13 protein-coding genes are annotated in these 22947 nt (G+C 38.2%); 3 read left to right on the plus strand and 10 right to left on the minus strand.

The genetic code is table 11. From position 1 onward, the window contains the following. The first annotated feature begins 375 nt into the window (after positions 1-375). Positions 376-1782 (plus strand): polysaccharide deacetylase family protein, encoded by a 1407-nt coding sequence (locus ACVYAD_RS20460; RefSeq protein WP_476427734.1) that lies wholly within the window; start codon positions 376-378, stop codon positions 1780-1782. Between the two features lie 511 nt (positions 1783-2293). Here ACVYAD_RS20460 and ACVYAD_RS20465 read toward each other — a convergent pair. The 5 genes from ACVYAD_RS20465 to ACVYAD_RS20485 form a co-directional block, all read right to left on the minus strand. Next, positions 2294-4387, minus strand: a complete 2094-nt coding sequence (locus tag ACVYAD_RS20465; RefSeq protein WP_476427735.1) for a beta-propeller domain-containing protein — start codon at positions 4385-4387, stop codon at positions 2294-2296. Positions 4388-4520: 133 nt separating this feature from the next. Continuing rightward, the gene (locus ACVYAD_RS20470) at positions 4521-7751 is read right to left on the minus strand and encodes a collagenase (protein WP_476427736.1); all 3231 of its coding nucleotides are present in this window, start codon (positions 7749-7751) and stop codon (positions 4521-4523) included. Positions 7752-8020: 269 nt separating this feature from the next. Next, positions 8021-9214, minus strand: a complete 1194-nt coding sequence (locus ACVYAD_RS20475; RefSeq protein ID WP_349661530.1) for an acyl-CoA dehydrogenase family protein — start codon at positions 9212-9214, stop codon at positions 8021-8023. Between the two features lie 10 nt (positions 9215-9224). Beyond that, on the minus strand, positions 9225-10397 hold the full coding sequence (locus ACVYAD_RS20480) for a saccharopine dehydrogenase family protein (protein ID WP_349661529.1): 1173 nt from the start codon (positions 10395-10397) through the stop codon (positions 9225-9227). Between the two features lie 26 nt (positions 10398-10423). Then, complete coding sequence (locus ACVYAD_RS20485) at positions 10424-11902, minus strand: aldehyde dehydrogenase family protein (protein WP_349661528.1); 1479 nt, start codon at positions 11900-11902, stop codon at positions 10424-10426. 411 nt (positions 11903-12313) lie between these two features. Between ACVYAD_RS20485 and ACVYAD_RS20490 the strand changes: the two genes are divergently transcribed. Next, on the plus strand, positions 12314-13114 hold the full coding sequence (locus ACVYAD_RS20490; protein WP_349661527.1) for a TIGR00266 family protein: 801 nt from the start codon (positions 12314-12316) through the stop codon (positions 13112-13114). A gap of 460 nt (positions 13115-13574) precedes the next feature. On the opposite strand, the gene ACVYAD_RS20495 is transcribed toward ACVYAD_RS20490, so the two are convergent. The 4 genes from ACVYAD_RS20495 to ACVYAD_RS20510 form a co-directional block, all read right to left on the minus strand. Next, entirely contained in the window at positions 13575-14537 is a 963-nt protein-coding gene (locus ACVYAD_RS20495) for a 2-hydroxyacid dehydrogenase (RefSeq protein WP_476427737.1), read from the minus strand. A 733-nt stretch (positions 14538-15270) separates the two neighbouring features. Further along, positions 15271-16563, minus strand: coding sequence for a protoglobin domain-containing protein (locus tag ACVYAD_RS20500; RefSeq protein WP_476427738.1), 1293 nt, complete (start codon positions 16561-16563; stop codon positions 15271-15273). A gap of 236 nt (positions 16564-16799) precedes the next feature. Then, complete coding sequence (locus ACVYAD_RS20505) at positions 16800-17633, minus strand: undecaprenyl-diphosphate phosphatase (RefSeq protein WP_349662248.1); 834 nt, start codon at positions 17631-17633, stop codon at positions 16800-16802. A gap of 104 nt (positions 17634-17737) precedes the next feature. Further along, the gene (locus ACVYAD_RS20510) at positions 17738-18817 is read right to left on the minus strand and encodes a metallophosphoesterase (RefSeq protein ID WP_476427739.1); all 1080 of its coding nucleotides are present in this window, start codon (positions 18815-18817) and stop codon (positions 17738-17740) included. Positions 18818-19095: 278 nt separating this feature from the next. Here ACVYAD_RS20510 and ACVYAD_RS20515 point away from each other — a divergent pair, with 278 nt between their 5' ends. Next, positions 19096-20244: an acyl-CoA dehydrogenase family protein gene (locus ACVYAD_RS20515; protein ID WP_476427740.1), complete on the plus strand. Its 1149-nt coding sequence runs from the start codon at positions 19096-19098 to the stop codon at positions 20242-20244. Positions 20245-20733: 489 nt separating this feature from the next. Here ACVYAD_RS20515 and ACVYAD_RS20520 read toward each other — a convergent pair whose 3' ends face one another. Then, positions 20734-22932, minus strand: a complete 2199-nt coding sequence (locus ACVYAD_RS20520) for a sensor histidine kinase (RefSeq protein WP_476427741.1) — start codon at positions 22930-22932, stop codon at positions 20734-20736. Between the last annotated feature and the right edge of the window lie 15 nt (positions 22933-22947).

The raw sequence follows: 22947 nt of genomic DNA on the forward strand, positions 1-22947 counted from the left end.
CCCTCAATTATGCCTCGGCATAATTGCGTCCGGAATCGGGTTTGTGCTTGCACAAAGCACTCCTTTCCGATTCCGTGACATCCGCCGGAGGCTTTAACTTCTTTCAACGGGTGTTTGGCACCCGCTGAGAGAAGTTAAGGTTCCTTGCCAATAGTATCGAACTGCAAATAAAAACTCAACTAAAATTTCAACTTTTAACACAAAAGTATTTTAGCTTTCATATGATAAAAATGATAAGCTAATGAGTCATTTATTCATGAGGATTGTTTCATACAAATTTATAGCAAAACTTCGTAGATTCGTATAACTTTTTCAATGACTAACACGTCTGATTTGTATAGAAAAATAAATACGGAAAGGAGCGTATCCATCAAAATGCCGGAACGCAGAAAAAAACGCGGCCCAATGATTGATTTCCTATTAATTGGCCTCATCATTTCATTAACGACTATTATTTTAGTCATTATCCTATCAAAGGATGACTTTAAGTTTCAAAAAATCAGTGCCTCAAAAGAGACAAATTCAGATTCAATAACGAGTAACCTATCCACTGAAAGCTCTGCGTTTCCAGGTATACGTATTGTAACCGATGTTTCAAATGATAAGCGAACTCCTTTTGCTATTCACTATCCAGAAACAGATAATAAAGCTTTTAACGATGCTGTACTACAGTACATAACGGATTCTAAAGAAAACTATCTGTCATCTATGAAAAAAAATAAAGATAAAGAGGCAATGGGTGAGCTGAATATTAGCTTGGAAACTTTCCCATACCAGAAGCACTACTATTCGTTTGTGCTAACAAAAACGTTGTATACAAGTGGAGCCAATCCCGAGATTTCAACAAAAACATTCTTTATCAATCATGAAACTGGTAAATTAATTTCCATTGAAACATTGTTAAATAACGACGAAAACAACTTATCGGCATTAGCTACTTATGTACGTAAGGACTTACAACAAAATCCCAAATTAAAGGAAGAGCTTTTCAAGGATGATGTAATCAAGTCAACTGAACCGAAGTGGTCTAACTTCCATAGGTTTGCTATCGTTGATAATTCGTTACAATTCTATTTTGATGAGTATGAGATTGCTAGCGGAGCTGCCGGTCCACAAACTGTGAAGCTTCCCCTTTCACTTATCAATCCGTTGCTAGCATCTGAATTCCAGATTGCTATGGAAAAACCGACGAAGCCAGTTAATGTAGGTGATCCAAACAAAAAACGTATTGCCTTAACTTTTGATGATGGTCCACATCCAAAGGTTACAGAACAGATTTTAAATACGCTCGATAAATATAATGCAAAAGCTACCTTCTTTATGCTTGGTAGTCGCGTACAATATTACCCTGATATCGCAAGAGATGTCCTTGCAAGGGGACATGAAATCGGTAATCATTCATGGGACCATCCTGTATTAACAAAACTGTCTCTAGAGCAGGCAGTGAATCAATATACATCTACATTTGGGGAAATTGAGAAGGCCATTAATCACAAGCCAACTGTATTTAGACCACCGTATGGCGCAACGAACGATACGATTAACGCTCAAATTCCAATTCCTGTTGTTTTATGGTCAATCGATACATTAGACTGGAAGCATCGCAATGCGCAACAGCTTCTACCTCATGTTAAAAATAATTTACACAATAACGCCATTGTCTTAATGCATGATATTCATCAATCGACTGCCGACGGTCTTGATGCCGTACTTGCTTATTTACAAGGGCAAGGCTATGAATTCGTGACAGTATCGGAAATTCTTCCATATCGTCAAAAATAATTAAAGAAAAAGTCCAATGAACTCAAAGTTTATTGGACTTTTTTGTGTTAAATAAATAAAAAAGTGCGGCTCTTTGGCAAAACGAGTGGTTGATTCTCGGGCTACTCGCTTTGTTGCTGACGCTTCGCTATCGCACAGAGCAAAACTTCCTGGGGGCAAGCTGTAGAAGGTGGTGTCGATAAAAATTAAAAGTTAGTTGATAATACATGAAAGTTGGTCGATAAAACGTGAAAGTTGGTCGATAAACTTTCAAAGTTGGGTGATAACTCCTGAAAATGTCCCGATCAAACTAAAAGTCTCAAAGCGAAGCGGCACCGTCAAAGCGCCTGCCGGAATTTTCATATGAATACATCGAAGATTTATCGGAACATTTTCTCTTTTTATCGGAACAATTTTAGATTTTATCGGAATACTTTCTCGTTTTATCGGAACAATTTCAGTTTTTTCTACTAGTTTTTCAACAACATGAAAAGTCCAATAAACTCACCTTAAGTTTATTGGACTCTTTTCATTATTTAATTGTTAATGTATCAAGTGGTTTGAAGTCTTTTAGTTGGTAACTCTTTACTTCATTGCGAGCTACTGTGTAAAGCGCGTCGTCTATATAGACTACTCGCTGTACGAGTTGCTCCCAGTTTTCATACGGATCGCCCTTACTTTTATTAATGATATTTCCTTTAAGATCGATGCCTTTATCTGCAGTGATTTCATAGATTTGTGCGCCTTGGCCTTTGTAGACAATTTCATCGCCCTTTCCTGCATCATACAGGACAACTGGGAAACCAAAGTAATGGTATTCCTTGTTGCGGAATAACGCTTTAGGGTTGTATTGAACATCGGAGTACGAACCTTTGCCACCGATTTTTACGGTTGATTGTTCCTTTGGATGTTTGAAATCTGACACATCAAATAATGACATTTTCATATTTGTTGTCACCGTAAAATTACGTTTCGTATAGGCATCATAGCGTTGCTCCGTATCATAACCAATGCCGATTAAATGGGTATCGTCTAAAGGGTGTAAATAGTTACTAAAGCCTGGAATTTTTAGCTCTCCTAGCACAGTTGGCTTTTTCGGGTTTGCTACATCAATTACAAACAGTGGATCCACTTGCTTGAATGTTACGACATATGCTTTTTCGCCCATAAAGCGTGCAGAATACACTTTTTCACCAGGAGCTAAATCTTTTACAGCACCGAGCTGCTGTAATTTATTATCTAAAATAAATAGGTGATTTTTTGATATTTGTTGTTCATCCCATGCATTTCCTTCCGTTGTAACGATACGGAAATTACCTTTATATTCATCCATCGAGTATTGATTTAACACGGATCCTTTTACTTCCGTAGTACCTACAAAATTCATGTCAGTTCCATCAACATTCCATTTAAAAACTTGGGTATTCGTTGTTCTTGGCATCCAAATTCTATCCATAATGATGCCAGCAGCAGGCACGATATTTCCGTCATAAATAGGCGTTGTTAAATAAAGTGCATTCTCCGACATATAAAGTCCACTACTACCACCTAAGTATCCTTTCGTATTCGCCGTTTTCTGAGCACCATTTTTTAAGTCCACCGCTGTCATTAAGCTATATGTTCCATCCATTGTATTTGGTAAAATAGAAATTTTCTCTAGAGGTAAACTTTTATATTCTTTTCCTTCTACACTATCATATGTTTTCGGTTTTAAATCTGGCGCTTTTTTCTCTCTAAGCATCCAATAATTCGGATGCATATTACCGATTAAATATAATGTGTCATTTGTAATTCGAATATCTTGTAAATACCCCTCTTGCCCCACTTCACGTATAAGCTTTGGATTTTTTGGATTTGAAATATCATATAAAGAGGCTTTCGTCATGCTCGTGCCTATTTTTTCTAAATATTCATCGCTAATTGCTATTAATAAATGGTCGTATACTGCTAGCTTCGAAATATATTGAGTTTCCTTCATCTTAATCGTTGTTGCTAGCTTTAAATTTTTCGGATCTTTAGCATCCACTACCGTAATGTTCTGATCTTTGACAGCGTAAATATAGCCATCTTTGACAACGACTATATCACCCTCCTCCACGCCTTCGACCTGATTATTCGTTGTCGAGGAGTCGTTCGCACTAGATTTCTCATCTTTCGCCGAAACTTCTGTAGTTACTTCATATTCCCGCTCTTTTTTTGAATTAGCTAAAAGTGTTTCAAAATATTGTTGTAGTTCTTTTTCTGATTTGATGGCTTCCAGTTTTTCAATGATGGTGAACGCTATTTCTTGCGATGCTGTTTTCGGACCACCTAGTACAAAAGCTTCTTTCTTCACATGTAATTTATAGCTACCGGGTACTAAATCGCTAATGAGAACTGTCTTGTTATCCTCTGCTAATGAGACAGTTGCTGTTACCTTTTGATTTTTGCTATTTGTTACGTAAACATTGTCTTCCGTTATTTTGCTTGCCTTTAGTGCCTTCGTAAAGGATACTTGCCAGCTATGAGTTGTATTACTTTCACTTGCAGTCCGTGCCTCCACTTTTGGGGTCGACATGAGCGTAAAAATTCCTGGCAAAATAGCTAGTACGAAGATGATTAGCAATGCTAGCCACTTACTTTTCATTATTTTTCCTACCTTTCATAAAGTTGTTTATTATTTAGACTACTTAAGAGCAGAAGAGTTACATTATTCTGAAATTTTTTCTTAATAAAAAACGAGAGGACGTGAATCCCTCTCGTTTTCAAATTACCTTCTACTATTGTACTGTTACTGAATATGCACCATTTTCATTATCATATTTATAAATGTATAAATAATATTTGCCTGGTTTCGCATTATATTTACCTTTTATACTATTTCCGTCTTCCTGTCCATATGCTACGTAATTTCGCATATCAGACTCATGACAAAGCACCCATGTCATGCCAATTTGATTTTCATTCAGGACAGAAATATCGATTTCTTTTGGAGACGTAACATCGAATGTGTATACATCCGTATGATCATCATCCATCAAGCTACCTTTTAAAGACTTATTAAATGGAATCATATTCGCTTCTTCTGGACGATTATTTGGTTCTAGCTCTGTTTGTGCACTATTTTGTACGTTTACTGTATATGTCCCATTTTCTTTATCAAATTTATAAATATATAAATAATACTTTCCTGGCTCTGCATGAAGTTTGCCTTCTATACTATTTCCATCTTCCTGTCCATATGCTACATAATTTTGCTTATCAGACTCATGATAAAGCACCCATGTCATGCCGATTTGATTTTCATTTAAGACAGAAATATCGATTTCTTCTGGAGACGTAACTTCGAATGTGTATGCATCCGAATCATCATCACCAACCAAATCACCTTTTAGAGGCGTATTAAATGGAATGTTCTTCGCTTCTTCTGGTTGAGGATTCTCTGTTTGTGCGCCTTTCCGTACAGATACAATTGTACGATCTTTACTTTCTATTCCCTTATCATTTTTCACTGTTAATGTCACATTATATGTGCCTTCTTTTTCGTATACATGAGTAGGGTTTGCCTCGTCACTTGTTTTACCATCACCAAAATCCCAAAGGTAAGAAACAATTTCTCCATCCTTATCTTTTGAACCATCGCTCTTGAACTGGATTTCTTCATTTTCGACCCCAGCATATGGACCATTGATATTTACAATAGGTGCTTGATGATCTCCTTCATCCGTCGCAACGCCGTGGAAAACAATATCATATTCAAACTGGTTTGCCGCGTTCACACGGTAGTTTACAAAATACGCTGTCACTGTTTTATAGCCGCTCCACTCTTTTTGCGACAGTTTCTCTAGTACTTGGTTCACTTGCTTACTCATCGTTTTCCAATCTTGAGATTCACCTTGTGTTTCACTACCTACATACGTACCTTCGAGTGTAAATGTATTAAAGAATTGGGACTTATGTTTTGTCATTTTTACATCTTTTACGTTAGCAACATCGACAATTTCTTGTTCCACTTCATTTAACGGTTTTGGTGCATGTTCCATTAAATAATCTTCTGCTACTTGTGGCACCTCGTATTTTTCTTGATTATCAATCAATTGCTGCATATAGGCTTGGTAATCCGCATTCAGTTGTGGATCGTTACTTAAAGAGTCACGATACACATCATAATTTTTCACATCGTTCGCACGAATTAAATCTTGAATTCTATCAAATGTATCAAATTGATGAGTATACATATAAGACTGTAGCGCAAATGAGTAATTATAGAAATCCCATGATCCATATTTAGCAAACAATGTCTGCTTTGCTGTATAACGTTGTGATGGGTCATCTGATAATCCACTAATAATACTCTTACGTGGAACAACATCATTTGTTCGCGTTGATCCTGCAAAGAATTCTGCATTTCCTTCCTGGAACCATGTTAGTCGCTCATTTTGGTACATATCTCCTCTTCCGAATAAACCAGGAACCTCGAATCTTGCCTGTAAATAATGAGTAAATTCATGGCGGAACAACTCTTCTAAACTATAAATACTTTGCTCTGGCGTACGTTCATATGTAAAGAACGTTCCAGTCTCTTCAATATAAATACCGCCATTATTTGTTTCATATCCGTACAATTGACGGTTTAATGAATATTGATCTGGAGAGTTATAAATGACAACTGTTAATATATCGTCAGGGTTGCCTGGTTCTAATGCCTTATCATTTCCAATGACACGGTGATATTGTGCTTTCACTTCTTTTGCAGCCCAGTATAATCTTTGAATTTTGTCTTCTGTTACTTGATCTCCCGTCTTAAAGACAATTGATCCATTATCAAATGTATATGTTTTCGGTAAATACTCCTTCTTTCCTTCTTCACGTACTTTTTGTAAATCTACTGTATTTCCATTATTGTCTTTTCCATCATAATTTGTAGTGATTTGTTCTGCTGCCACAAAATAAGCTTCACTTAAATATGGATACATATGCATCGCTTGTGTAACAACTTCTAAACCTTTATTCGGATTGCTATGGAATTTTCCTAAACGCCCTGCATAATAAATACCATTATTGATTAACCAACCATTGTCATCTGTCACATTATGTAAAAGTGCAATTTTATTCACTTCATTTATGAAACCATCAATCTTTCCATACCATATCGACGTATTAGCTTCTTTACGTTCATCATGCAAATACGACTGCAAGTCAAAATCTATCCCATGCATTAAATCATATATAGCTTGTCCTTTTGAATACTCGCGTTCATATGTAGAAAGATTTTCATTATACTGTTTTAAAACCTTCGTAGCATTTTGAACTGTTTCCGCATCACTAGAAGCATTACCTATTAATTTACCATAGGCGGATACTACTTTATCTTGTTCACCTGTACCAAGTTTAAAGTTCGGATTATTAGCTATTTCTTTTAATGCTGGTAAACACTTATCCTGGAAACTTCTCTCGTTTAAATAACCTAGTTCGTTATTATAAAAGCCTACATAAAAAGCTGAACGCAATAGCTCAACAAATGTTTCAATACCTTTTGAATCATCTTTCGTAAATGAACTTCCTCTTTTTCCTAATTCATCGATGATCACTTGCATACGTTCTTTATTTTGATAAAAAGCTTTTGAGTCCTCATTGAATTGGAATAAGTCTGTAATTTGATTCCAGCGAATATTTCCTAGCGTATCAATTAACTCACTATCGCTCATTTTATTAAGCTCTGCCATTGAGTACTGCTCTTGCAATTGCTTCGTTTCAGCAAGCTTTATAGTTGGAGCTGGTTGATCCGAAAAATCACCAATTTCCAAACGTTTTTCAAATGACAATGTTTCATCAGCCGTTGTAGAATGTGTAACTTCATCATTCGAAGTCACTATGCCGGCAGGCTTCATTTGTAATACATTATAAGGCGTTTTTTCTGCTGCTGATGCTTCTGCTTGTAACGCTCCGAACGACAGTGCCATTGTACTTACTCCAAGTAACACTTGATTTAGTTTTAATTTTTTCTTCATAACAAATCCTCCTATTGTACTATATTCACAACTCGGTAATACGTTGATTATTTAGAACTATATCACCTTTTTAAAAATACCATATTATGAGAGCAAAGCAACATTAAATGTTATATTATAACAATTTTTTCTAGTATAATTTGAACATTAGGACACAATTGGAGCATGAAAATAGATACGATTGAAACTAAATGGAATATTTTACTTGGACATAAAAAAAAGAACCCGAAATTCGGATTCTTTTTTTTGTTTAATTTTTAATAAAACACTTACTCTTCAAATGGCCATTTCGGTAGCATTTTCGCTAATGGCTTATCTTGGCGAGTTCCTAATACATAGTCCGCCTGCATAATTGTATGAATCTCCCGCGTGCCTTCATAAATAACAGGTGCTTTCGAATTACGCAAATAACGGGCGACTGGATATTCATCCGAATAACCATATGCTCCATAAATTTGCATGGCATCATCCGCAGCTTTATTGGCAAAATCACAAGCCTGCCACTTTGCTAATGATGTCTCTCGCGTATTACGTACACCTTTGTTTTTTAATTCTCCAACACGATAGACAAGCAAGCGGCTCATTTGATAGCCCGCCTCCATTTTGGCAACCATTTGCCCTACTAGCTGGTGCTCACCGATAGGCTTTCCAAATGTTTCGCGTTCATGACAGTATTTCACACTCGCCTCGAGACACGCTTGAATGAGACCAACAGCGCCAGCAGCTACGGTAAAACGTCCATTATCTAACGCGGACATTGCAATTTTAAAGCCTTCTCCTTCTTCTCCTAGACGATTCTCTACAGGTATACGTAGATTTTCAAAAAAGAGCTCACCAGTGTTACCAGCACGAATACCGTATTTACCTTTAATCGCTTTCGACGTAAAGCCCGCCATAGAACGCTCTACGATAAATGCACTAATGCCATGATGCTTCTTCGATTTATCCGTGTAGGCAAAAACGATAAAATGGTCAGCTATATCACATAAGGAAATCCATGTTTTCTGCCCATTTAATACGTAAAAGTCTCCATCCCTTATAGCGGTCGTAGACATAGCAGCTACATCTGACCCCGCTCCAGGCTCTGTTAAACCGAACGCACCAATCCGAACACCTTTCGCCTGCGGAATAAGATATCGCTGTTTTTGAACCTCTGTTCCCCATTGCATTAAGGTCATACTATTCAGGCCTGTATGAACGGAAACAGCTGTACGAAATGCTGTATCTCCACGTTCAAGCTCTTCACAAACGATGGCGAGTGCATTGTAATCCATACCACTGCCACCGTATTGTTCTGGGACACAAACGCCCATTAAGCCAAGCTCAGCTAGTCTTAACCAAATCTTCGGATCGAAGCCACCTTCAGCATCCCACTTCGCAATATATGGAAGTATTTCATCATCCACAAACTTCCGTACTGTTTTACGTAACATTTCCTGCTCAGTGGTAAATTCGAAATTCATGACCGAGCACCTACCATTTCACGATCATTGCAGACGTATGAGACGTTTCTTTAATAACTACACCACGTTTAGCCATTTCTTCAATATAAATGTCGCCCGGTACAATTGATTCAGGTGCAAATACACCGCGCTCTGTAATTTTATTTTCTCCAATCATTTGAGCAACGACAGAAATTGTATTGGCTGTTGAGCGAGCCATAGCTGTTTCATTAATCGTCATATCTTTAGTTACGACCATTTCGTACTCATACGTCACTTGTTGCTGTGCCTTTTCACCCGCTACAATAACACGCAATAGCACGGCATCTGGTTTTGTACCAAGCTCAAGTTTCTTTTTAAGCGCTTCACGAACAACTGGACGTACAGAAACCTCTTGATTTTCTACCTCTACCTTATTGCTAGCATCGAGGAATCCTAAATCTGCTAATAGCTTAAATTTCTCTGCATGGCCTTTATAACGAATTGTTTTATATTCTAATGTTTGGACATTTGGGAATGTCTTATCCAACGTCGATATACCGCCAGATGTATAAAATGCCTCAAGCACACCAAAATCTTTGAAATAAATAGGTTCAACGCCTGATAATGACGGAACTTCTTGAAGTTTACCTTTTAGAATCACTTTTGATGGCTCCGTATAATGATCAAAGACACCATCTAAAGAAAATACGCGTGTATAGTGAAGAGGTGGCTTCGGCTCTGTAGGAATACCGCCTACAAATAGTTTAATAGATTCAACCTCATCTAATTTCGAAGCACCATAACCGGCTAAAATGTTGACCATACCAGGAGCAACACCCAAATCCGGAATAATAGTTACACCTTTCGCTTTTGCTTCTTCGTCGAGATTTAATATTTTTTCTGTGACGCCGCCAATATGACCACCTAAATCCACAGAATGAACACCCGCCGCGATGGCTGCTCTTGCTACACGCTCATTAAAGGCATAAAACAATGCATTAACGACTACGTCGCCTTTTGAAATAACCTCCATTAACGAGTCATCGCGCTCAGCATGAAGCTCTACAACCTGAATTTTATCTGTGTTTAACGAGTCTACAAAGTCCTGCGCTATTTTTACGTCAATATCCCCTAAAAATACACACTCCACTTTGTTATTTTTTATTAAATCGCGAGCTACCTCTTTACCCATTAAACCTGCACCTAATACAACAACTTTCATCAAGAACATCCCCTTTCATTGATCTGTTATTCTGTATCGATTTGTGCTCTTTGTAATTTCCCGCTATAGTCCACATAAATACTTTTCCACTCTGTATAGACATCTAAGGCAGCTACACCCGAGTCACGGTGACCATTCCCCGTACCCTTTGTCCCACCAAATGGTAAATGGATTTCAGCACCTGTTGTGCCAGCATTCACATAAACAATACCTGTATCTAAATCTCGTTGTGCGCGGAAAATCGTATTCACATCTTGTGAGAAAATTGAACTGGATAAGCCAAATTTTACGCCATTGTTTACTTCGATTGCTTCATCCAAACTTGCTACTTCAATAAGAGAAACGACCGGACCAAAGATTTCTTCCTGTGCAATAATCATGTCAGGCTTCACATTCGTAAATAGTGTAGGCTCATAATAAAACCCTTTGTCATAAGGAGGCTCAGCTAAAATTCTACCTCCAGCTAACAACGTTGCCCCTTCCTGTTTACCGATTTGCACATAGTGATTAATCTTTTCCAATGCAGCTTTATTAATGACAGGTCCGATTTTCACACTTTCATCTAGACCGTCACCAATTGTTAGCTTATGCATTTCGTCTAATAGACGTTTTTCTAGTTCCTCTCTTACATCTTTATGCACGATCACGCGACTACATGCTGTACATCTTTGACCTGCAGTTCCAAATGCACTCCATAGGATTCCTTCAGTCGCTAGTTGTAGATCGGCATCATCCATTACGATGACTGCATTTTTTCCGCCCATCTCTAATGAAATTTTCTTCAGGTGTTTACCACCTAGCTCCGCTACTTTACTTCCTGTTGTTGTAGAGCCAGTAAACGAAATGACCTTAACGCCTGGATGTTCAATTAATGCTGTTCCAACTGTTGGCCCTGTACCGAAGACGATATTTGCTACTCCATCTGGTAAGCCAACCTCTTCAAAAATTTTACCCATTTCATACGCCATCATCGGTGTTTCATTCGACGGCTTCCAAATGAACGTATTGCCAGCAACAATCGCCGGGAACGACTTCCAAGTGGCAATCGCTACAGGGAAATTCCACGGAGTTATTAAAGCTACTACGCCAATAGGTGCCCGTACACTCATGGCAAATTTATTGGCTAGCTCAGACGGTGTTGTCTCCCCGAATAACCGTCGCCCTTCACCAGCCATATAATAGGCCATATCGATTCCTTCCTGTACTTCACCTCTAGCTTCTTCAATAACCTTTCCCATCTCTTTTGTTAAAACGGTCGCTAAATGCTCCTTCTTCTCCTTCATTTTTTGACCGATGGCATATAAATAGTCAGCACGTTTAGGCGCAGGTACTAATGCCCAGCTTCTTTGTGCCTGTTTTGCAACCGCTACCGCTTCATCTACCTCACTTGCCGTAGAACGCGGAATCGTAGCTAGCTGCTCCCCATTTGCAGGATTGGTCACTACTATACTTTGTAAATGGGAATATGTTGCCCATTTACCACCGATATAGTTTTTGATTTCCACTACAAACACCCCCTGAAGTATCTATGTTGCCTCTATATCATCGTTACCAGTCGCATCGCTTTTAGACAGCTGTCATCTATTAATCTCTATGCAGAATCAAATATGTCAAAATTCCGAATCTTCAATATATAACAATCTGTAAAGCATGCTTTTGGTTACAATGATATTGGTGACAATCACCAGAGATTTTATTTCCTTTTAGCTACGTTACAAATGAAAATCTTTTGTGATCATTGAAAAAACAATCACAAATTTTTAGCTGAAAGAAAATAAAAAATACTCATACTAGTTTTTTATATTCGACATTTTCTATCTTATTCCTTTTTTTTCTTAAATAAATAATTATTCATTGAAACTTACATAACATATAATCGTATATAATACTAAATTGAATTTTGGAGGAATCCCATAATGAATAATCACGAAATTGACTACAAATTACATGGCGACGATATGCAATATGTGCAAGTCGAGCTTGACCCGCAAGAAACAGTAGTAGCTGAAGCTGGTGCTTTAATGATGATGGATGATGCTATCCATATGGAAACAATCTTTGGCGATGGTTCGAAAGGAAGCCTAGAAAGTGGTCTTATGGGTAAATTATTTGGAGCCGGAAAACGCCTAATTACTGGTGAAAGTTTATTTATGACGACATTTACGAACGTTGGTTCAGGTAAACGTCACGTCTATTTTGCTTCTCCTTACCCAGGTAAGATTATTCCAATGGATTTAAGTCAATTAAACGGGAAAATTATTTGTCAAAAAGATGCTTTTTTAGCTGCCGCAAAAGGAGTTTCAGTTGGCGTTGAATTCCAAAAGAAAATCGGCGTTGGCTTCTTCGGTGGTGAAGGCTTCATTATGCAAAAACTTGAAGGAGACGGCATGGCATTTGTACATGCAGGTGGCGCTATTCACGAAAAGGTTTTACAACATGGCGAAGTATTGCGTGTGGATACAGGCTGTTTAGTAGCCATGACATCTGATGTACAATACGATATCGAGATGGTTGGGGGCGTAAAAACAGCATTGTTCGGTGGTGAAGGTATCTTCTTCGCTACGTTAAAGGGGCCGGGTAAAGTATGGGTTCAATCCTTACCATTTAGCCGATTAGCAAGCCGCGTCTTCGCTGCAGCACCAATTTCACAAGGCGGTGGCGGTCAATCTAAAGGCGAAGGTGGCATCGGCGGTTTATTTGATATGTTTAATAAATAGTAGACGCTATTTAAAAATACAGAAGAAGGAACATTTAAGGAACACGTCAGCGTTCGCGTAGAATTTTTATAAATTATATGCAGCGAAGGCTATGGCTACTCACCTTAATTGAAGTGGAGACTGAGCGACTCATCGGGGATTAGCGTTAGAGGCACGAAGGCTAAAACTATCACGTCCTGTGATAACGCCTTCGTGACCAACATCGTGTCGGCCCAAGCGGCTCACCGGACGCCCCCAGGAAACTCTGCTCTGTGCGAAAGCGTAGCGGCAGCTACAACAAATGTTTTTTCTGCGCGAAAGCGAAGCGACAGCGGCAAATGTTTTATCTGTGCGAAAGCGAAGCGGCAGCTACAAAGCGCTCAGTCGGAACGGAAATCAACCCCTCGTTTTGCAAAGAGCAATACTTAATCAACATGAAAGGAGCACATCTCAAATAGATGTGCTCCTTTCTTCATTGTCATTAATCTATTCGATTGGATGGAGTTTGGCCCTGCCCGTAAGCAGTAAGTGCTTTAACGTTCAGCATCAGCATAGCCGTTCTAGTTTGAAGCGAGGCACTACCGATATGCGGGAGTGCTACAACATTAGGAAGCGTCAACAATGGATGATCTAACGTAATAGGCTCTTGTTCAAAAACATCTAGCCCTGCAGCCCACAGCTTACCACTTTTTAACGTCTCATAAAGTGCGTTTTCATCGATAATGCCACCACGTGACGCATTAATTAATACCGCATCATCTTTCATTAAAGCAAGTTCCTCTGCCCCGATTAGTCCTACTGTATCATCGTTAAAAGGTGTCATAATCACAACAAAATCCGATTGTTTTAAAAGATCCTCTAACGATACATATTGAAAGCCGTACATTTCCTCTGCCTCATGGCGACGTCTACGATTGTTGTATAAAATTTTCATATCAAAACCTTTTGCGCGTCTTGCAACAGCTTGACCAATACGTCCCATCCCAATAATTCCTATCGTGGACCCCGAAACATCTTTGCCTACTAATTGCATTGGATACCAGCTTTTCCATTTGCCCTCGCGCAAATATCGATCGCTCTCTGGAATTCTACGAGCCGTTGCAAGCAATAATCCCATTACAAAATCAGCCGTCGTATTTGTTAAAACTCCCGGCGTATTTGTCGCCATTATTCCGCGTTTACGCAAAGCTTTAATATCAATATTATTAAATCCAACTGCTAAATTTGTCACAAGCTTTAAATGGGGTGCGCGTACTAATAGCTCTTCATCGACTTGATCAGCAAGCGTTACCCAAAGTGCTTCACAATCTGCGACAGCTGCTAATAGCTTTTCCCGCGGTATAACAATTTCCTCCTCCTCCCATTGTTTAATATCATAAAACTCTTTTAACGGTTCAACTATATGTGGCGGAAACTTACGTGTAATAAATAATTTCTTTTTCATATTTCGAACACCTCTCTACTCAATTCGCCTATAGCGTAACACTTAGAACGCTCATTTTCTAGGGATTTCTTATTTTTGCATTTATAACACTATTCCTTTTTTATCACTTTCCAAACTTCATCTGCCTATTTGGTGTTTTGTCCTTCAGAAAAGGGATTTTGTCCTAAGTTTTATGAAAAATAAAACTAGTCCAATCAGTTTTGGATGCATTTTATTTAAAAGGTTTGTTCATGAAGCTAAGTTGATAGCGCCCAGTGAACAGAAACTTGCTATGGTAATAGGCCATACAAGTGATTTCTAATGAATTCGTTAGGGATTACATTTTGTTAAACGTATGCCTTGCAAATAGGTTGATTGGAGTGGAGTGGAAGATGGGCGACACCTCGGGGATCAGTGATAAAGGAGCGAAGGCTAAATCCATCACATCTTGTGATAACCCCTTCGTGACCAACATCCTGCCGCTGTCGCTACGTTAGCACTACGCTTTCGCGCAAAAAACATCTGTTTGCCCAAGTTGCTCATCGGGCACCCCCAGGAAGCTCTGCTCTGCGCGAAAGCGTAGCGACAGCAACAAATGTTTTATCTGTGCGAAAGCGAAGCGACAGCAACAAATGTTTTATCTGTGCGAAAGCGTAGCGACAGCAACAACAAAGCGCCCATCCGAAACGGAAATCAACCCCTCACACACTATGGTAATAATCAAAAAAACTATGCACAGCTTTATGCATAGTCGCTAAAATTCTCTAATTGTTGTATCTAAACGATTGGCAACTTGTTTTAATTCCTCGGATGATTCTCCAATGGTTTCTATAATTTCTGCCAATTCTGTTATTTTTAGTCCGACGTTTTGGAAGTTTGAGATAGAACCGTTTACTGAACAGGATATGGCATCAAACGCTTTTAAAGATTCTGAGTTTTGCTCAATACTATCGTTCACCAGCTCTTGGATCTCATGAATAGCTTGAACAACATGGTTTGTAATGCCATTCGACATCGTAATAAGGTCCCCAATTTGTTCAACCGAACTTTTCGTCTGGTCTGCAAGCTTACGAACTTCACTCGCCACGACAGCAAAGCCTTTTCCGTGCTCCCCTGCACGTGCAGCCTCAATAGCTGAATTTAACGCAAGTAAATTTGTTTGATCAGAAATCCTTTTCACTATTTCAATAACAGCATTAATTTTAGAGGAAGAGTGATTTAATCGCTCCACCATAGCCGACATTTCGACTGTTTTATGATGAATCTCCCCTGTTTGCTCATTGATTCGGACTATTTTAGAATAACCTTCAGACGATACCTTTTGCATTGTTTTTGCCTCGTCTATACTGTCCTTCAAGTATTCATTCACTTCCTTAGCGTTATCAACAAGTTCGGTCACTGTTTCATTCGTGCTATGAGATTGAGTATCTAGCTGCGTAGATATCCCGCCTATAACTTCCTTCACATGTACTCGAACGGTATCCTGTTGCTGTTCCAATAATGTGTTAGCATAATGATCATATTCCTCTAGGACAATCTGTTGTTCAAAGTTACATACTTTACTAATCGCCTCACAAAACTTTTCTTCTTCATCCCTCGTTAATTGAAGTTTATATACAATCTTTCTTAACAATTTTTCAAGGTTTTGAAAGGCTGCTAAATACCACTTAGGATACAAGTTAATCTTTACATGCATTTTTGCGACCCGTCTTCTCTTCTCCAAAAATGCATCGTCTATACACCCTTCGAACATTTCTATAATATGAAGGCGTAATGTTTGGCGTAAACGCTCACTAGAACTGTACTTTTCAATAACTTCACATAAGTCTGGCACACTTTCAATTGCCTGATAAAATGCGGCTACCACCTCTGTGACATTCTGTTCAACATATGGCTTTAAACTTCTAATTAATCGCAAATCTTCTTTCGTCAAATTTACTAGATTTAACTGTTGTAAACGTTCCTGATCTTGAATAATAACTCCTATACTTGATTCGTCACTAATCTCAATTGAATTTTTCTTAGGCTTACTTCCAATATGAAACAACTTCTACACCCCATCGCACCTATATCTATTCTACTAATAACAAATAATTCTAAAATCAATTATACTGTCTAGACAACTGAAATGACAATAAATAGGTAAAAAATATCTATTTTTGTAAAAAGCATTAATCCCCCCTCCTTACAAACAATACTTAATAACCATACTATTTTTCTTAGAACAAAATAAAATCGCTAAAAAAAGCCACTCCTTCTTTAATAGAAGAGTGACTTTATTCATTACATAAAGATAATAACAGCTAGTACAGCAGCTAATACTAAACGATAAATAGCAAATGGCATTAATTTCACTTTTGAAATAAGCGCTAAGAAGAATTTAATAGATAGTAACGCAAAGATAAATGAGCTAATGAAGCCCACTACATAGAATCCGATATAATCCATAGATAGCGTATCCCAGTTTTTTAGTACAGATACTAGACTAGCACCAGCCATAATTGGTACGGCCATAATGAAAGTAAAATCTGCCGCCACGCGGTGACTCATTCCAAATAGAACACCACCCGATATTGTTGCACCCGAACGAGAGAACCCTGGCCAAAGTGATAAACATTGTACTAACCCTACTTTAAATGCTAAACCATAAGAGATTTTATCTAGAGAATCAACGCTTGGTTTTTTCGTTGCAAATTTATCTGCAATAATCATTAAAATGGCCCCAGCTACTAAAGCATAAATAACATGCTCCACTTTAAATAAATGATCATCGATAAAATCTTTAGCCGCAAAGCCAATTATAGTTGCTGGCAACATACCCACAATAACATGTGCTAAATTGAAGTGACCTTTCACTGAGTTCGATTGGCCTTCAATTTTATATAGTCCCACTAAATTTAACATTCGTTTCCACATAACAACGATTACGGCTAAAATAGAGCCTAGCTGTACAACGATTTTAAATGTATTGGCGGGATACATCCCTAAAAACTCCTCTGTCTTTAACCACATATCGTCCACAATAATCATATGACCTGTCGACGACACTGGTGCAAACTCTGTCATTCCCTCGACAAAGCCTAAAATAAGCGCCTTTAATAATTCAATGATATCCACATTGTCACCTTACCTTTTGTTAATTAAATACAAACATATTATAAAATACACTATGAGCTCATTACCATAACGTGGGGTTGATTTCTGAGTGTCCAGTTCACCTTCTAACGAAAGTTTATATCTACAACCCATAGTTCGGAGCGGCTGCCTAGTCGCATTGGAGGACCCCAAAAACCAAAACCTGATGAAACAAGTGTATGCATTTTCTCCCTCAACTTATAACCATAATCAAGCTCAAATACACGAGCAGTAATATACTGATTAGGCCATAGTTGACCTTTATGTGTATGACCTGACATATGGAAGTCTACGCCTAGTTTTGCAGGCGTACTTAAATCATTCGGGGTATGATTCATGACAAACCAAGGTAAGTCATCAGTTGTCTTCAATGCATCTAGTTGTTTTCTATCCTTGTTTGTAATATCTTCTTGACCCGTTAATACTAACACATTATCGATTCTAATAGTTTCATCACACAAAATTTTTACATTTGCGTTTTCCATCTCATCAATAAACTCAGGAATTTTCTTGCCATAATACTCGTGATTGCCAAGTACACCATACACGCCATATGTAGATGATAATTGCTTCATCACATCTGCCATTCCCTCTTTAACAAACCATTTAGGATCATCATCCACAATATCTCCAGCTAAAAAGACGATATCCGGCTTTGCTTCATTCGATAAAGTAACAAAGCGCTGTAAATGACTTTTATTTGATAGAACTCCTAAATGAAAATCTGATGCAACTACAACCCTCATCGATTCTAATTCACTACTCTTTTTATCCATCGTTATGTCTAAATGACGGACAACAGGTGAATACGCTAAATAAGTGCCCACAACACCTAGTACAAACAATATAGTAATCGCTATACTACCAACTATCTTTACACTGTTAAAGGGACTTAGCCAAATAATCAAGTGTGCTACTAAGCAAAGCAATAATCCATATTCAAAAATAAACATCCAGTAATTACTGATGATTGAAAACACTCGTAAAGACTCATGCAATCTGCTAATGATAATACTAAACGCAATGATATACAGCACTAACCAATATAAAATTGGATAGCGGAACCACCCCATCGCCACAAGCCACTGTTTTAATCCCCACCCTAAGTAAAAAGTTAGTGCACTATATATACTTATTAAAAGAATTCCACCAATTACTTTAGGCATAATTTAGTTCCCTACTTTCATATAATCTTAGTTGATTATAGCATTCTCTTCTAGAAAGTAAGGATAAAGGGCAACTATCAATATAGCAAGTGTACATCTTCTATATAATTTAATCGTATGATTTACATGACAATCTAATTAGGAAAGTGACAATATTGTCATCTAGGAAACTTAAACAGCTATAAATAATACACTTTAATTTTTCTGAATATTTAGGTAACATTGTAGTAGCAAGAGGAAATTTATGCATGTACGAGCAAAAAAGGGGTGCTGTTCATATGACAAAATATAAATTCGAATCAACAGAGCATGAGCTATTCCGTAAAACTTTACGTAAGTTTTTAGCAGAGGAAGCCGAGCCACATTATCCACAATGGGAAAAAGATCATCTTATTCCACTTGAGTTTTGGCGAAAACTTGGGGAAATGGGCTATCTATGCCCTCAAGTAGAAGAGCAATATGGCGGTCTCGGGCTCGATTTTAGTTTTGGCGTTATTATTCAAGAAGAGTTAGAGCGTGTAGGTTCAAGCCTTATCGGCGTTGGTCTGCATAACGATATCGTCGTGCCCTATATCGAAGCATACGGCTCAAATGAGCAAAAATCACGCTGGCTACCAAAATGCGTTACAGGCGAAAATATTACAGCTATTGCTATGACAGAGCCAGGTACAGGTTCAGATTTGGCAAATATCCAAACAACTGCCGTTCGGGATGGCGATCACTATATCGTTAACGGGCAAAAAACATTTATTACAAATGGTATTCATACAAATTTAGCAGTCGTTGCTGTAAAAACAAATCCTCAGGCAGAAAAAAAACATCGTGGCATTAGCCTCCTTGTCATTGAGGATGGGACACCAGGCTTCACGAAAGGTCGCAAGCTCGAAAAAGTTGGCATGCACGCCCAAGACACAGCCGAGCTATATTTCGAGGATTGTCGCGTCTCTGTAGAGAATCTCCTTGGTGAAGAAGGTAAAGGATTTATCTATATGATGGAAAAGCTACAACAAGAGCGATTAGCAGTTGCCATCGCCGCACAAACGGCCGCTGAGGATATGCTTGCTTTAACAATTGATTATGTAAAATCACGTGAAGCTTTCGGAAAATCAATTAGCGACTTCCAAAATACGCAATTCAAAATAGCCGAAATGGCAACAAAAATTGAACTCGGCAAATCATTTTTAGAATCTTTAATAGAAGAACATATCGCAGGAAATGACGTTGTAACAAAAGTTTCAATGGCAAAATACTGGATAACGGAAAATGCCCGTGAGCTCGCTGTCCAATGTATGCAGTTACACGGTGGCTACGGTTACATGGAAGAATACAAGATTGCTAGAAGATATCGAGACATTCCCGTCATGTCCATCTATGCAGGTACCAACGAAGTTATGAAAGTAATTATTGCTAAGAATTTAGGGTTATAACTGTGTGATTGGTGTGTGTATGTGGCTCTTCGGCAGTGGGGTTGGTTTTCGTTTAGACTGGGGCGTCCTGTGAGCCGCTTCGCTTTGATAATATAAAACTCCGGCATAAATGGTGTGTAGGTTGAAAGTGTAGTGCTAAAGAATTGGCAAAATTTAAAGCGACGAGCCGGGGCGACGGATAGATTGATAGATGGGCGTAACGACGGATGAATGCTCCGAAGCGATGGAACGAAAAGCCGGAGTGACGGATAGAACGCTCAAAAACGTGGATAGAAACGTCAATTCCATGGATAGAACACCCAAAAACGTGGATAGAAACGTAAATTCCATGGATAGCTCCTCAAAGCGACAGTATGATAAGCCTTAACGACGGATGTATCTATCCTAGCGACGGTCTAATACACCTTAGCGACGGAACTTAGTGCCTTATCGACGGATAAAACCGTCATAACAAAAACAGCGGCAAAATGATTGCCGCTGTTTTTTGGTTTATGCTGTTGGAATTCGAACGATTACTTTAAATAAATCTCCATCTACTTCTATACTCATGCGAGCACCATGCAAATCTACAATGGATTGTGCGATGGCTAGGCCTAGTCCTGAGCCTTCTGTATGGCGTGAGGCATCCGCTCGCTTAAAGCGTTCGAATAACTCATCGGCATTCTCGCTAATTTCGTATTTTGCAACATTTTTCACCGTGAATTCAGCATCACCTTCTGCTGTACGTTTTAATGTTACATAAACTCTTGTGCCTTCTAATGCATATTTCAATACATTAACGATTAAATTATCGATTAGTCTCCACCATTTTTGCCCATCCACATACGCGTAGATTGGCTCATGTGGTTTTGTCATGCGTAAATCTAAATGCGCCTGAGCTAAATCTTCCTCATGCTCCCCTACCGCCTGCTGTACAAGCTGGGTTAAATCGACTCGACTGCGATGAAGCTCCATATTACCACTCGCCATTTTAGATACTTCAAAAAGATCTTCAATCAGTAATTTTAGACGTTCTGATTTTTTATCAAGGATATGAATGTATTGCTTACGTTCTTCCTCTGTAATATCAGGATTTTTCAGTAAATCTGTATACGTAATAATGGATGTTAGCGGCGTGCGTAAGTCGTGACTAACATTCGTAATAAGCTCTGATTTTAAACGCTCACTTTTTGCCTGCTCATGCATAGATGTGCGTACGCCTTCTCTTAAATGATTAAGATTTTCTGCATGCCCCGCGAGTGGTGATTTGCCCATTACCTTGACATCGCGATTTAAACGCCCTTCTGCCATATCTTTTGTGTCCTTCATAATTCGGTTTAAATAGCCCATTCTCGAAAGGAAAAGAATCATGGCTGGAATACCGATCATTGCACAGATGCCTAATACTAGAAAAGGGAATCCATCGCCACTTAGCAAAAATGCAACAAGACTTCCACCACCAAAAAATGCTGCCCCTATCATCACAATGGTATGTAATGCAATGGAACGATTTAAAAATAAATCTGTAATGGATTCACCTAGAGACCATAAATAACTAGCTTTTAAATTCTCCTCTAATTTCTGTACTGTGTTCACTCGATCATACAACCAAATTAGCTGTACAAAGAACAGTATAGCAACAATGAATAAGATACCAATTTTCAGCAACATATCCGTTACATAGCTTATATAATTATCTGGATCCATATAACCTACAATCGATCGATAAGCAATTTGAGTTGCTATCAAATATACAAATGCGCTTATTAATAATAATCCGATTGGGTAATCAATTCTCATCTTTGCCAAAGCTTCTTTTCCCTTTAAAGCTTGTATCATCGGCAGTACTTCTTTGCGTCCTTTCCATGCAAAAATAGCTGCCACAATACTCGTTAACCATATAAAGAAGAAAATGTATTGATGGGTTATAAAATTGTTATATCCCACCATGATTTGTTCTGCTTGGGCTGATTTTTTTGAGATGGATATTATGCCAGTGTAATCAAAGGTTTCACTAAGATCCTCTGTATCCATGACAGTATCAGTTTGATAAAAAATCGCGTTTAAATAACCACTACTAATATTTGAAGTCGTTAATGGATGTTGGTCCGTATACTTTATTTTGAAAGCACTACTGTCTGAAACATTACCCGAGGTAAATGTTTGACCTGAGTCAATGTTCGTTAATTCATAAGACCAGTGATTATTAGTCTTCACAAAACTCTTTGCTTCTTCTTGTACAGCATTTATATATTTATCAACAAGCGCTTCCTTTTGAGTGAGAATTTTTTTGCGGACATGCTCATCATCCCCAAAATTAGTTGTAATATCTTTAATTTTGGCTTCTCGCTCTTTTTCAAGCTTTGTTTTTAAATCCGTTGCATTGACATTAGCAGCTTCTTGAATGCGCGCCTCATATTGGGCTTTAATATTACCTATCTGTTCTCCTAATGTTCCATAGCGATTACGGTGTTCCTCGATTTCGCTTTGTGTCACCACAATTTTACTTTTTAAATCTTCAGCTGTTGGTACATTTAACACTAATGGTCCTAATTCCGACTGGAAATTATCAAGTTGAGGTTGTAAATTTTCAGATTGAAAATAAGACTTTCCAATATATCGATACCCCACTTTTGAGAACGTGACAATACCGAATATCACCCAGATTAAACATATAAGAGCGAGAAGAGGTTTCCAATTTTTCACCATATTTTTAACTCCTCT

Source organism: Lysinibacillus sp. G1-3, assembly GCF_056322905.1.